We start from the raw sequence: 14232 nt of genomic DNA, 5'->3' as shown, positions 1-14232 counted from the left end.
GAGCGCCTGGGACGCCTTGTGGGGCGCGTGGTGCTATTTCCGCATGGATGGGCCGTCCATCGCGATCCGGTGCGCGCGGTGCACCAAACGATCCAAGATCGCATCAGCAAGCGTCGGATCGGCAATCATGTCATACCATTTGTCGACGGGCAGTTGGCTGGTCACGACGGTGGCCTTGCGTTCATATCGGGCGTCAACGATTTCCATCAGGTCGCGACGTTGGGCTGGTGTCATGATGTCTGGCCCCCAATCATCAAGGATCAGCACATCCGCACGCACGATTTTGTTGAACACCCGGTCAAACTGCTCGGCCTTATGGGCGTTGTCGAGTTCCGCCAATAACTGCGGCATGCGGAAATAGAGGACCGCTTTGTCCTGCCGACAGGCTTCGTGGCCCAAGGCGCAGGCGATGTAGGATTTGCCCACCCCGCAGGGCCCGGTGATTAGAACGGTGCGATGCTCTGCGATCCATTGTCCCTGCGCGAGGGAGTTGAGTTGCGCCTGATCTAAGTTTCGCTTGGTCGCATAGTCGATCAGATCGACCCGCGCGGTGTCATCGCGCAGTTTTGCGGCCCGAAGGCGTGACTGCAAACGCCGCTCGCCGCGGTTCTGCTGCTCTTGCTCGGCCATGAGGCGGATCCACTCTACCGGATCAGCCTGACGATTGGCTTCGTTCTCGGCCAATTCGCTGAACATTTCTGCCATGCCGTCGAGTTTGAGCGCACGCAGGGCGTCATGTGTCGCGGTGAGGGACATTATTTATCTTCCTTTTAGCTAAAATAGTCTCGACCGCGGATATTTTCGTGCGGGAGCGTTGGCGCTTTGACTTTGTGGCGCGGTGGGGTTGGAGCAGGTGTGTCTTGCACGGCTGAGGTCGCTGCCACTGCGGGCGGGGGGCTGTCGGTCTTGGGTGCGCGCCGAACGAGGGCAGGGTGCGATGTTGGTGCGGTGGCGGGGGGCTCTTCGGCAGGTGTACTGACATCAATCGCGGTGTCAGCGTCTGGCGCAGGATCGTCACTTTTGAGGCGCGTATTCAACTCAGCGATTTGTTGTTTCAAATATTGCTCATGACTGCGGCGCAGTGTGGATAAAATATTGACACCAGAGGCAACTTTTTGACTGTTTTGTTCGGCGCGCGCGCGTGCCTCGGGCAATCCGATCTCAGGAAATCGGCCCAATTCAACGATGCGCGGTTTGTTGTCGATCTTGATGTTCTGAACCCAGATACGGCCACCAGATACATCCGGACGCAGCGAAACGCCGGGTCGCCAGTTTGGCTTTTTCTGAAGGGAATGTGGCATCGGGTGTCGGTGTCTCGTGGGCGTTGTGGCGCGAATGGGTGCGTTGGCACAGCAAATTGCGTGCCGGGAATTGGGCTGCATCCTTCTTTTTGCCGTAGTCGGTCGATTGAGGGTCGCACGGCCTTGTGTATCGTAACGGCAGGTTGGCTCGAAATTTAGCGCTGTTTGGGGGCTAATTGTCCACCCGGCAGGTCGAAATCGCCGAAATAACCCAGTCGCGCGGCATTTGGACCCAAGACCAGCCCTATACAAAAGACGCCCCATTCGGTAGAGCCGGGCCTTCACCCATGGATGACGCAACGCCTGTGAACACAGCGGCGCATACCACTTGCCCTATATAAAGAGCTTCCGACTTGAAAAAAACGATCGCAGACGTGCTGGCCCGCAAGGGCTACGATACCTTGACCCCTGTCCAAGAGGCGGTCACCCAGCCGGATATGCAAGGTCGGGATCTATTGGTTTCGGCCCAAACGGGTTCGGGCAAAACCATCGGGTTTGGCTTGGCGATCGCGCCAACACTGCTGGGCGAGGATGACACATTCGGGCAGGCAGAAACGCCGCTCGCGCTTGTGATTGCACCGACCCGTGAATTGGCAATGCAGGTCAAGCGGGAGTTAGGATGGCTTTATGCCGATGCTGGCGCATCGCTTGCGTCCTGTGTGGGCGGCATGGACATGCGCGACGAACGGCGCGCCTTGGCGCGTGGTGCTCATATCGTTGTGGCCACCCCCGGACGTCTACGCGACCACATTATGCGCGGCTCCATTGACCTGACGACTGTGCGGTCTGTGGTCTTGGACGAAGCGGACGAAATGCTGGATCTCGGTTTCCGCGAGGACCTTGAGTTCATCCTAGAGCAAACCCCATCTGAGCGTCAGACGCTCCTGTTCTCAGCGACCGTGCCTAAGTCGATCCTTGGTTTGGCATCGACCTACCAGAATGATGCGCAGCGGATTTCTACTGTGGGTGAGCAAAAGCAGCACACCGATATCGAATACCGCGCGATGTCCGTATCCCCGCGTGATGCTGAGAACGCGGTGATCAACGTTCTGCGGTACTATGAGGCTCCCAACGCGATTGTGTTCTGTAACACGCGCGCGATGGTGTCACGCCTGACGGCCCGCTTGTCCAACCGTGGCTTTGCCGTGGTGGCCCTGTCGGGTGAGCTGACACAAAGCGAGCGGTCTAATGCGCTGCAATCCATGCGCGATGGGCGTGCACGGGTTTGTGTTGCCACGGACGTGGCCGCGCGTGGGATCGACCTGCCCAAGCTGGATTTGGTTGTTCATGCGGAACTGCCCAATAACCACGAAACGTTGTTGCACCGGTCTGGCCGGACAGGTCGGGCAGGGCGCAAAGGCGTCAGCGCACTGGTTGTAGTACCCTCGACCCGCAAAAAGTCCGAGCGGCTTTTGAAGATGGCCAAACTGAATGCGAACTGGGGGTCTGCACCCTCGGCCGCAGAAGTGTATGAGCGTGACGAAGTGCGCATGTTGGCAGCGGACGATTGGCAGCAAGAGATCACCGAAGGTGAGCGTCCGTCCGTGGACAAATTGGTTGCGCAGTTCTCGGCAGAGCAGATTGCAGCGGCCTATATGCGCCAGTACCAGACGCGCCATTCCGCACCCGAAGACATTGGGGCGGTCCAACACGAAGAGCGTAAACCGCGCGCGCCGTTTGGGCCAAGTGTCTGGTTCTCTGTGTCGGAAGGGCGCAACGACAATGCATCGCCACGTCATCTTTTGCCGATGATCTGCAAGGCGGGCGGCGTCAGCAAAGACGATATCGGTGCAATCCGCATCGCGGATAATGAGTCCTATGTTGAGATCCGTCAGGCCAGTGTTGATGGCTTCTTGGCCTCCATTGGGCCGAGCATGAAGGTTGAGGGCACCAAGGTGATCACGCGCTTGGATCAGGCGCCCAATGTGCCGGATTTCAAGGGCGGACGTCCCGACCGCGCGCCGAAATCAAAGCCCGCACATCGCAAAGGCGACACCCGCCCTGTTGATTGGAACGACGCACCCGAGCCACGCAAGCGCAAGCCAAAGCCTGAGGATCGCAAGCCCGCTAAGCCTTATGGAGCAAAGCCCAAAGGTGAGGCGTCTGATGCCCCTTGGAAAGCACGTGCCGACAAGCCGGGTGCTGCTGCGGGAGGCTATAAGGGAAAGCCAAAGTCCAGCGGTGAAGGCGACGGTGCTGGCGGCTACAAGCCGCGCGGTGATGGCCCCAAAGGTCCGCCACCGCCCAAAGGCAAATCCAACAGCAAAAAGAACCGGGTCCGCACCGCCGAGGCGAAAGCCGCCAAGGGGGGAAAAGGAGCGCCAAAGCGCAAGTGATTGCGCGCTGACGTTTGTGACGATCGGATGCGATGAGGCCCGCACAAGTTGGGCCCGCATCACGACGGTATCAGTTGCGCTGAATTTCTAGCTTTGCAGCTACGCCGCGAGAAACGTCTTCAAACACGAGTGAACCACCGTGCAGCTTGGCAATCGTTGCAACGATTGTCAGGCCCAAGCCATGTCCATCGATGGTGGCGGTGTCTTCGCCCCTCTGGAAGGGGGCCATCAGGGCTTCGATGTCTTGCGCGGATGTTTGGGTGCCTTCGTCCTCAATCACCACGGTGGCTGTCAGGGCGGTGGCCGTGATCGACACATGCGCCCGGCGGCCGTATTTCAGCGCGTTCTCGATCAGGTTGGTGATTGCGCGTTGCAGCGACACGGGGCGCGCAAAGACGATGATGTCGGTTTCAGACGGCACGACGCCTTGGCCTTGACGCGACATAAAGATCGACCGTCCGCCATGTACGATCACCTCTTTGGCTTGTTGCAGCATGACGGGCCGCCCGACGTCTTGGTAATCTGCCACAATCGCATCCACGAGCGAGGTCAGTGAAAGCTTGCGGGGGGCTTCCGCGTTCATTTCCGCATTGGTGTAGGTCAGCACGCTTTCGATGATGTTTGTCATGCTGTCGATGTCGTTTTCGAATTTTTGGCGCAGGTCTTGGTCTGGGATCAGGGCGGCACGTAACCGCAGGCGTGTTGCGGGGGTGCCAAGGTCGTGGCTGACGCCCGACAGGACTGCCGCGCGGCTGGCCAGTTGGTCGCGCTCAACCTCAAGATAGCTGTTCACGGCTCTGACAATCTCGCGCAGTTCTTGGGGGCCTGTTGCATCGTATTTCGTGGGGCCGCCAAGGCGGCGGCGGTTGCGCAATTGATCTGCGAACGCTGTAAAATCTGACGACAGGTTCAACGTCAGAGTGATCATCGTCACCATCGACAAAACCGCCAGCAACACCGCCAAGAGCCGCCAGTCAGCGGGGTTCGCCTCACACCCCCACACCTGTGCGCCGTCGATGCTCAGCCAAGGTGCGTCACCCAGTTTTGCAATGACCACCGGGTCGCTGCAAAAGGACGCGAATTTGCGTGTCACAGCACCGGTTGTTTCGGCGGCTGTCTGGCCGTCGCGGTTGGGCAGATCAGCAATGTTGTAGGTGATATCAGGGGATAAAATCGCGAGCGTCAAAGGTGCCCCGACACGCTGCGGGGTGATGTCGGCAGAAATGGGAATAATCGTGAGGCGTGACGCGGATGTGGTGCCGGTTATTTGGCGGAATTGCCCTGTCGCTGCAAAGGCTTGATCCTCGCGGGAGAGCGCCCGAAGTGTCACCCCCGCTGGCGGAGCCGTCCCGTTTTGCAGGGCGTCATAAAGCGTAACACCCGCGATATATGCTGCACTTTGATGGTCACGCCAATTGGCGGTCGACTGGGTCCAAAGCCAGACAGAGACCCCGCCCGCCAGAAAGGCAGCACTCACGAGGATCAGACCGATCGTGCGCAGGCTCGACAGGGTACCGATCAATCGTCTTGGTCCACGACATCAACGGAAAAGACGTAGCCAACGCCGCGTTCTGTCTTGAGGATGAGGGGGGCCTTGGGGTTTGCTTCGATCTTACCACGCAGGCGGCCAACCAAAACGTCGATGGCGCGCCCCATAGCTTCGGGAGATTGTGAGGACGTGCCCGTGACATCCAGTGCGGTCGCAATTTCGGCACGGGTCAGCGGAATATGTGGGTTGGCCAACAGCGTTTGTAAAAGTGCGGTTTCACGGCGTGACAGGGCCACTTGGACATTGTCGGGCGATAAAACCTCTTCGGTTTTGGCGTGATAGGTCCAGCCCGCAAATGTAAAGGTTTTGGTGTTGCGTCGGTGCACGAGGGATGATGAGCGCCGTGCCCGCGACAAGACGGCCTTGACCCGCGCCAATAGCAAGTCGGGGTTAAAGGGTTTCGCGATGTAGTCATCCGCGCCCACCGCATAACCTTTCATACGCTGATGATCAGCCGACAGGGCGGATACCATAATCACGGGCACATCTTGTTCGTCACGCAAGCGGCCACAGATTTCGAGGCCGTTTTCATCCCCCAGCATCACGTCCAGCAAGATGAGATCCACACGCCCTTCATTTAGATGCGACTGTACCTCACGCTCGCATGAAGCTGGCAATGCAATCATGCCGTTCTGGCGTAAAAACTGCGTCATCATCTGGCGCATGTCAGAATCATCATCAACGACGAGGAGCCGCGGGATACCCATGATATGCCTTTCTAGGATGCTTAACTTATAGGCTGGCAGAGCAGTTAACGCCCCATATGTAACACTGTGCAACAAAATCGAGCACTACGTAACAACGTGTAACAAAATCCGCGATTAATGCCGAAACCGCTCTGAATACCTGCCCTGCGCTGATTGCAATGCTATGTGAGGCTCTCCAATAATTTGCGCACCTGCCTCACAGCGGGGCACAAAATTTCTGGGAGGAAATCACGAAATGACTATGAAATTCCTAGGCGCAGTGTCTGGTATGGCGATCGTTGCATCCACAGCTGCATTCGCGGACGGTCATGCGTCGCCTGAAGCTGAAGTCCTGCATTACTGGACATCTGGCGGCGAAGCAAAATCGGTCGCTGTTCTGCAAGAAGAGTTCGCCGCAAACGGCGGCACATGGACGGACATGCCCGTTGCTGGCGGTGGCGGCGATGCGGCGGGCACAGCCCTGCGCGCACGCGTACTTGCGGGCAACGCACCGACAGCGGCGCAGATCAAAGGCCCAGCCATTCAAGAATGGTACGAAGAGGGCGTTTTGGCTGATATCTCAGCTGTTGCTGAGGCCAACAACTGGTCCAAAATCCTGCCTGAGGCTATCGCGGGCCACATGCAGTGTGAGGGCACTTGGTGTGCGGCACCTGTAAACGTGCACCGTGTTGACTGGATTTGGGCGAACGCCGAAGTGCTGTCGGCCAATGGCATCGACATGCCCACCACATGGGATGAGTTCAACGCGGCTGCGACCAAGCTGCAAGCGGCTGGTGTCATCCCACTCGCACACGGTGGTCAGGCATGGCAGGACGCGACAGTGTTCGAGGCCGTTGCTTTGGGCATCCTCGGCTCTGACGGTTTCCGCAAAGCATTCGTTGAGCTGGACATGGACACACTCAAGTCTGACGACATGGTCGCGGTCTTTGACCAAATGCGCACCATGCGCGGCTACGTTGATGAAAACTTCTCCGGTCGTGACTGGAACCTCGCAACAGCTATGGTCATGAACGGCGAAGCCGCGTTCCAGATCATGGGCGACTGGGCCAAGGGTGAATTCATGGCCGCTGGCAAAGTGCCGGGCGAAGACTTCCTGTGCCTGTCCACACCGGGCGAAGGCTTCCTGTACAACGTGGACAGCTTTGCAATGTTCGCCGTCGATGGTGACGACAAGCAAGCCGGGCAGGCCCTGTTGGCCGAACTGGTTGTTGGGGAAAGCTTCCAAGAAGTGTTCAACCTGAACAAAGGTTCGATCCCTGTGCGTACAGACGTAGCACTGGACAACTTCGACAGCTGTGCAGTTCTGTCTGCTGACGACATGGCCGCAAGCAACGAAGGTGGTTCGCTCCTGCCATCTTACGCCCACGGTATGGCGCTTCGTGGCGCGCAGGCGGGTGCAATCACCGATACTGTGACGGCACACTTTAACTCTGACATGTCCTCGGCGGATGCCGTTCAGATGTTGGCTGACGCAATCGCGAACAGCATGTAAAAGTCTCCTCCCTTCCTCTCCCACGTTCGCGTGGGGGAGGACCTTTTAAGGATAATCCAATGACCAAGTGGCTTGAAGAACACATGCCTAAATTGGTTTTGGCCCCCTCGTTCATCGTCGTCCTGATCTTCGTCTATGGCTTTATCGCTTGGACGGCTTGGGTGTCTTTGACGCGGTCGCGGCTTTTACCAAGATATGAGATTGATGGTTTCATCCAGTATGACCGTCTGTTTGCCTCCCCCCGCTGGGACACCGCGTTCACCAACCTGTTTGTGTTCGGCTTTTTGTTCATTGTGATTGCAATGATTCTTGGCCTGATCCTTGCCATTCTGCTGGATCAGAACATCCGCACAGAGGGCGCGATCCGGACGATTTACCTCTATCCGATGGCGCTTTCGATGATTGTGACCGGTACGGCGTGGAAATGGATCCTGAACCCAGGTTTGGGCCTAGAGGCCACAGTGCGCGGTTGGGGGTTTGAGGACTTCACCTTCAACTGGCTCGTTGATCCGGACATGGCGATTTATACGGTTGTCATTGCGGCGATTTGGCAAAGCTCTGGTTTTGTGATGGCGCTGTTTCTGGCTGGTCTGCGGTCGGTGGATCAAGAGATCATCAAAGCGGCCCAAGTTGACGGTATTCCGACATGGCGCGTTTACACGGCGATCATTATTCCAGCGATGGCTCCGATCTTCTTGTCAGCTTTCATCGTGCTGTCGCACCTCGCGATCAAAAGCTTCGATTTGGTTATTGCTCTCACGGGGGGCGGTCCCGGTTATGCCACCGACCTGCCGGCAACATACATGTACACAATGGCGTTTTCGCGCGGCGATATTGGCCAAGCGGCCAGTTCTGCGATGATCATGATGATGGTCGTCTTTACGATCGTGGTGCCATACCTCTACTCAGAACTGAGGACGAAAGATGACTGATCTGTCTTACACCTCTCCTCGATCGGGCAGCCGTACGGCCAACATCCTATTACGCTGGGCGCTGTACATCATGCTGGGTCTGTTCGCGCTGTTCTACCTGATGCCGCTGTTTGTGATGGTCATAACATCCTTCAAAAGCCTCGACGAAATCCGGACCGGCGATTTGATATCGCTGCCGCGCGAAGTCACGTTTGATGCGTGGCGCACAGCGTGGTCCGGTGCGTGTACCGGCATCCAGTGCGAAGGCGTGCGTCCGTTCTTTTGGAACTCTGTCCTGATCGCGATCCCTGCGGTTCTGATCTCGACTTTGATCGGTGCTTTAAACGGCTATGTCGTCGCCCAGTGGCGCTTCAAAGGAGCGAACCTGTTCTTTGCTCTTATGCTGTTTGGCTGCTTCATCCCGTTTCAGGTCGTCTTGCTGCCCATGGCCCGCATGTTGGGTTTGATGGGAATGGCAGGGACCATTCCGGGGCTGATCTTTGTCCACGTCATCTATGGGCTTGGGTTCACCACATTGTTCTTCCGCAACTACTATGTGTCGATCCCATCGGAGCTGACAAAGGCCGCAAAGGTAGATGGCGCAGGGTTCTTCCGCATCTTCTGGTCGATCTTTCTGCCGCTTTCGCTGCCCATCATCGTTGTGACCGTCATTTGGCAATTCACCCAAATCTGGAACGACTTCCTGTTCGGTGTGTCCTTTAGCCAAGCAGGCACGCAGCCTGTGACTGTCGCCCTCAACAATATCGTTAATTCAACCACTGGCGTCAAAGCATACAACGTGGATATGGCCGCAGCGATCATCGCCGCTTTGCCGACCCTGTTTGTCTATGTCGTCGCTGGTAAATACTTCGTCCGCGGTTTGACCGCAGGCTCCGTGAAAGGTTAACCCAATGGCCCCCATCCTAGAAATCAACAACCTGTTCAAAAGCTATGGGTCCGTTGAAATCCTGAAAGACATCAATGTCGCGATCGAACAGGGTGACTTCCTTGTTTTGGTCGGTCCCTCCGGCTGTGGTAAGTCCACGCTGCTCAATTGTATTGCTGGGCTTGAGCCTATCACAGGCGGGCAGCTGAGCATCGGTGGCAAAGACATGACCCACGTCAGCCCCAAAGACCGAGACATCGCAATGGTGTTTCAGTCCTACGCCCTTTACCCGACGATGACGGTCGCCAAAAACATCACCTTTGGGATGAAAGTGCGCGGCGTTGATCAGGCGACGCAGGACGAAAAGCTGGCGCACGTTGCCACCCAACTACAGATTGAGCCCCTGTTGAACCGCAAACCGGGACAATTGTCCGGCGGTCAGCGTCAGCGTCAGCGTGTTGCGATGGGGCGCGCCCTTGTGCGTGATCCAAAGCTGTTCTTGTTCGACGAGCCGCTGTCCAACCTTGACGCCAAGCTGCGTGTGGAAATGCGCACTGAGATTAAGGCATTGCATCAGCGCCTTGGCGCATCGATGGTCTATGTAACTCATGACCAGATTGAGGCGATGACATTGGCGACCAAGATTGTGGTGATGAAAGGCGGCGTGATCCAACAAATCGGCACCCCGTCCGAGATTTATAATCACCCCGCTAACCTGTTTGTCGCCGATTTCATGGGCAGTCCCGCGATGAACCTGATCCCAGCCAAGACCAAAGCAAACGGGAAGGGTGTCGAAATTGAAATCGCGAGTAAGTCCGGCGATCCGATCACTTTGATCGACACCAAGAACAAAGACTTGCCCGAAGATGTCATTTTGGGCGTGCGCCCCGAAGATATTGCCGATGCATCCTTGCGCGGGGGCGAAGGACGCCAAGAGGCCGATTGCCTGATCGATATTGTTGAACCTGCGGGCGCGGACACTTTTGCCGTGATGCAATTGGGTGGCAAGCATGTCACGGCGCGCCTGCATGCCGAAACAGGGGCGGTCGCAGGGCAAAACCTGAACCTCGTGTTTGATCTTGGCAAGGTGTCCTACTTTGCACCCGAAACCGGCGAGCGTTTGAACTAAGCCATGCGGCTTGTTGCGGATATTGGCGGCACAAATGCCCGCGTTGCTTTGTGCGCGAATGGTGTGATCGATAAGGGGTCCGTTCAGCGGTTTTCCAACACGGACTGGGATAGCCTGATTGATCTGCTGCGCGCGTACTGTGATGCCCATCGGGGCGTTACGGTCGATGAAATGGTCATCGCGGTTGCAGGCCCCGTTCACGCGGGCCGCGCCAAATTGACCAACCGCAATTGGACAATTAACGCGGATGATCTGGCGCAGGTCTTTGCGTGCGAACGGGTTGTTTTACTGAACGACCTTGGGGCATTGGGGTACGCTGTGCCAATGCTAGGAGCAGATCAGGTGGTGCCGCTATGCGGTCAACTCAGCGCCCCCTATGCCAACGGACAGGCCTTGGTCGTTGGCGTGGGGACAGGATGCAACATCAGTCAGGTGATTACCAAAAACCAATGGACCGTCTGCCCCCCAGCCGAGGCGGGGCATATCTCAATGCCCTCAGCGATCGTTTCTAAGTTGCACGAATGTTCCTGTAATCCGGACGCATTTCTAACGGTTGAAGCGTTGTTTTCGGGTCGCGGCCTTACCGCATTCTGTCGTCTCTTCACAGGCTCAGAAAATGTCACCGGCGAAGTCGCCATTAGTCATTACGGCGCCCCCGGCAAAACGAAAATGACCGCTGCAATCGATACGTATGCAGCACTATTGGGCCTGCTTCTGCGGGATTTTTCACTGAGCTACATGCCATCCCACGGGACTTTTCTAGCCGGTAGTGTCGCCAGGGCCATATCCGAATGCGCGCCTGAGCGGCTGATTAAGGTGTTCCAAGAACCTTGCAGATTTCGTTTGCAAGAAACCCCATCCCTTTTTGTAGTCGATGAAGACGGCGCGGCCTTGCTAGGTTGTGCGCAGTTTTGAGTGGGGCATTGGTGATTTGTGGCCTTGGGAAAGCCGCAGTGGGCGACCTGATGCATAAAGAAACGGCTCTAATCGAACCGCATCTTATGTTCTCGTGCTCCCTTCGAACGGGTGGCTGTTGCCAGATTTTCAGGCGTGGGCAGGTATCAAATGTGCTCAGTGTCTTGTGAGGCGCTATACGATCGTTCTCAATACTTACATTAAATCAGTATAGTGAGCTGCGTGAGCGACATTGCTTGAGAGCCTTTGGGGCGTATTGGGATATCTTTAGAAGAATATCGGTTTCACGGATTAGTAAAGGCACAAGGTGCTCGTCAAAGAGACTTGAACTGCTGGTGCTATTTGAGTGGCAAGCGTTCCTAAAGGGAGCAAGGTCTGCTCGGTATAGGCGGGCAGGCTGGCCCAAATATGACCTGTCGCGGACGGGTCGCAGCCCGTCAGCTTTGGTCCTCATTACAGGTGGGTATACAACCTGACGACGTTTTACAGTGCCCCGCAAGCGTCTATGGCCTCCGCCAATTTAAGTGCTGTCGATGGGCAATGCCGAAGAGAATGCTTGAGACTGACTGATGTGCGTAGCTGCGTTCAGGTTCGTACGGGCGATCATCGTGGCCTATAGCGGGCCATAGTGTGTGAGTGCTGAGAGGGAGATTTGCTCACTCCTACAGTCTGATTAGGCGGCGCGGCCATTCCATTCGTATCGAAAACATGGACACCAATACCCCGCCTCATAATTGCTACGCCCGATAGACACCTTTGGCATGCCGTGCGCTGAGAAGCTCTCTGCCGCCGGTGAATATGGCTAAAGGTTTTCAGATGCTGAAGCTCGTAGAAGGGAGCATTGGCAGGATTGCGTTGTGGAAATAGCTGACCTAACGTCCGCTTTATATGAAATTTTCAAACGGTCTGATGAAAAAAACTGCCAAAGACGTCGCGGATCTCTGTGGGACCTCAACAGCAGCCGTCTCCCGAGCCTTTCGGGCGGAATCAACGATAAATACGGACTTGCGCCGCAGAATTTTGGCTACCGCGCGAGAAATGGGCTATGCACCACCCGCAAAGAGGATGAGGGGGCGTGAAGGCCGGCGCACGATTTCTATTGTGGTCGGAGACATTTCCAATCCGTTCTACGCAAGTGCCCTAGAAACGTTCGCTGCTGAGATAGGCAGGCTCAAGTATGAAATGCTCGTTCACGTTGTTGCTGAAGGTAAGACCGTGGATAGTGCGATTTCTCAGGTCATGAAGAGCGGCTCTGATGCGGCAATCATCGCCTCTGCAAATCTATCATCAGAGTTGGCGCAAGAGTGTAAGCGTCGCGGTATACCGGTTGTGTTGTTCAATCGGGTGCAGGCTGACCCGAATACAAATGCGATCTGCACAGACAACTATAACGGGGGTATGTTGGCGGCAAAGCGGTTCGTGTCCCGGAACTGCGCGTCTATTGGGTTTGTAGGTGGTGTTCCGGATACATCCACTCACCTTGAGCGTCGGCGGGGTTTTTTGGATGAACTTGCGCGGCATGACGCTGGACTTAGCTTTGAGGGTCTAGGCCAATACGATTATGGTGTGACATTCAATATGATCAGATTGTTGTTGGATAGTCGCAATCGCCCAGAGGGTTTATTCTGCGCCAACGACATAATGGCGATTGCTGCGATTGATGCCGCGAGGCTGGCTGGAATGGTTCCGGGAAAAGACATCTCAATCATCGGTTTTGATGATGTGCCAATGGCAGCCTGGACATCTTATCAATTAACGACCTTCCGCCAGCGCATACGCCAAATGGTGAGCAACGCACTCAGCCTTGTAGAAGAAATTTGGCAGGAACCGGATACCACAGGGGCATTGCGTATGGTGAGATGTGGCTTCATTGAACGCCAAAGCGGCTGAAATATTTCATCGTAATTATATTTTTCTTGCGGAACAATGGGGCCACGCTACCCCTATTGTTGTGGAAATGATTGCGGAGCTAATTCGCACAACCACTCCCAGCAAGGAGGATGTATTATGAATGTGATGAAAATTCTGAAACCTGTGGTTTTAGCTGTATCTGTTGCGGCTGTTCCGATGGCGGTATCGGCGCAAGAGCGTCTCGCGTTCGGTGCGACCAACGCACAAAGCGCTCACTACGCCTATTTCGCAGCTATTGCGAAGGTCGTGAACCAAGCCGGCGATAACTATCAGGCCTCGGTCGTAGAGACAGGTGCGACTGTTGATAACCTAAAGCGGATGGACCGCGGCCAGTTGGATATTGGGCTGATCACGACCAGTGCCCTTTACCACGCGAATGCAGGCATCAAGACTTTTGATGGTGCGCCTATCGCTTCGAAATTGCTCTGGGCCTACTCTCTTGCACCTCAAAACGTGGTCGTTCGCCAAGACTCTGGCGTGTCGTCTCTCGCGGAGTTGGATGGGGTTCGTTTCGGCCCTGGACAGCGCGGTAGCTCGACGGAAGCCACATCAATCGACGTCATGAAACTGTTTGGCTTTGAGCCCGACTGGGTCCGTGGTTCCAACGGTGAACTGGCCGGAGCGATCAAAGATAACCGTGCGGCAGGCTTCATCAAATCCGCCGTTGGCACCAGCTTCGATGCGCTGACAACTGATATTGCGACGTTTACGCCCGTTCAGGTTCTCGGTCTTTCGGATGAGCAAACCAGTAAAATCCGCGAAGATCTGCCTGAGCTGTCCATCGTGGACATGCCCGGTGGTGAGATGGAAAATTCCGGGCCTTACACAACTTGGGGCTTTATGATTGGTGTGTCTGCACGTCCTGACCTGCCTGATGATGTGGCTTACGACATCGTAAAGGCTGTGATGGAAGACGATATTGAGCAAGCCACGGCCTTTCCAAACGTCAAGGGTCAGAACCTTGCCGAGCTGACGCTGCAATACGCAACGTCCAAGCTGCACCCAGGTGCGATCCGCTACTTTGAGGAAATCGGCCTCACAGTACCTGATGCGCTGAAGTGAGCTGATATCCCGACGCTGCAAAGCCTGCGGCGT

12 protein-coding genes are annotated in these 14232 nt (G+C 56.1%); 8 read left to right on the top strand and 4 right to left on the bottom strand.

Annotated elements, in window-relative coordinates:
• Nucleotides 1–33 precede the first annotated feature (33 nt).
• On the bottom strand, nucleotides 34–756 hold the full coding sequence (istB, locus tag THS5294_RS13345) for an IS21-like element helper ATPase IstB (RefSeq protein WP_058124150.1): 723 nt from the start codon (nucleotides 754–756) through the stop codon (nucleotides 34–36).
• Nucleotides 757–770: 14 nt separating this feature from the next.
• Complete coding sequence (locus THS5294_RS13340; protein ID WP_058124149.1) at nucleotides 771–1301, bottom strand: Arm DNA-binding domain-containing protein; 531 nt, start codon at nucleotides 1299–1301, stop codon at nucleotides 771–773.
• A gap of 353 nt (nucleotides 1302–1654) precedes the next feature.
• Between THS5294_RS13340 and THS5294_RS13335 the strand changes: the two genes are divergently transcribed.
• Nucleotides 1655–3637, top strand: a complete 1983-nt coding sequence (locus tag THS5294_RS13335; RefSeq protein WP_058124148.1) for a DEAD/DEAH box helicase — start codon at nucleotides 1655–1657, stop codon at nucleotides 3635–3637.
• Between the two features lie 70 nt (nucleotides 3638–3707).
• Here the strand turns inward: THS5294_RS13335 and THS5294_RS13330 are convergent, their stop codons facing one another.
• Together THS5294_RS13330 and THS5294_RS13325 are read right to left on the bottom strand one after the other, a co-directional pair.
• Entirely contained in the window at nucleotides 3708–5159 is a 1452-nt protein-coding gene (locus THS5294_RS13330) for a sensor histidine kinase (RefSeq protein WP_233486479.1), read from the bottom strand.
• Nucleotides 5156–5893 carry a response regulator transcription factor gene (locus THS5294_RS13325; RefSeq protein WP_058124147.1) on the bottom strand — a complete coding sequence of 246 codons (738 nt, stop codon included), beginning with the start codon at nucleotides 5891–5893 and terminating at the stop codon, nucleotides 5156–5158. Before THS5294_RS13325 ends, THS5294_RS13330 begins: the two co-directional genes overlap by 4 nt.
• 241 nt (nucleotides 5894–6134) lie before the next feature.
• Here THS5294_RS13325 and THS5294_RS13320 point away from each other — a divergent pair, with 241 nt between their 5' ends.
• From THS5294_RS13320 to THS5294_RS13290, 7 genes are all read left to right on the top strand, one after another.
• Nucleotides 6135–7385, top strand: a complete 1251-nt coding sequence (locus tag THS5294_RS13320; protein WP_116904551.1) for an ABC transporter substrate-binding protein — start codon at nucleotides 6135–6137, stop codon at nucleotides 7383–7385.
• 59 nt (nucleotides 7386–7444) lie between these two features.
• Entirely contained in the window at nucleotides 7445–8317 is an 873-nt protein-coding gene (locus THS5294_RS13315; protein ID WP_038006794.1) for a carbohydrate ABC transporter permease, read from the top strand.
• Entirely contained in the window at nucleotides 8310–9203 is an 894-nt protein-coding gene (locus tag THS5294_RS13310) for a carbohydrate ABC transporter permease (protein ID WP_058124146.1), read from the top strand. The genes THS5294_RS13315 and THS5294_RS13310 overlap by 8 nt, the downstream gene beginning before the upstream one ends.
• 4 nt (nucleotides 9204–9207) lie before the next feature.
• Entirely contained in the window at nucleotides 9208–10311 is a 1104-nt protein-coding gene (locus THS5294_RS13305) for an ABC transporter ATP-binding protein (RefSeq protein ID WP_058124145.1), read from the top strand.
• A gap of 3 nt (nucleotides 10312–10314) precedes the next feature.
• The gene (locus THS5294_RS13300; protein ID WP_058124144.1) at nucleotides 10315–11226 is read left to right on the top strand and encodes a glucokinase; all 912 of its coding nucleotides are present in this window, start codon (nucleotides 10315–10317) and stop codon (nucleotides 11224–11226) included.
• A gap of 888 nt (nucleotides 11227–12114) precedes the next feature.
• Nucleotides 12115–13116, top strand: a complete 1002-nt coding sequence (locus THS5294_RS13295) for a LacI family DNA-binding transcriptional regulator (RefSeq protein ID WP_082645026.1) — start codon at nucleotides 12115–12117, stop codon at nucleotides 13114–13116.
• A gap of 117 nt (nucleotides 13117–13233) precedes the next feature.
• Nucleotides 13234–14199 carry a TAXI family TRAP transporter solute-binding subunit gene (locus THS5294_RS13290; RefSeq protein WP_058124142.1) on the top strand — a complete coding sequence of 322 codons (966 nt, stop codon included), beginning with the start codon at nucleotides 13234–13236 and terminating at the stop codon, nucleotides 14197–14199.
• Nucleotides 14200–14232 lie beyond the last annotated feature (33 nt).

This window comes from Thalassobacter stenotrophicus, from assembly GCF_001458315.1.
Classification (GTDB): domain Bacteria; phylum Pseudomonadota; class Alphaproteobacteria; order Rhodobacterales; family Rhodobacteraceae; genus Thalassobacter; species Thalassobacter stenotrophicus.
This window is presented reverse-complemented; position numbering and strand designations above follow the sequence as displayed.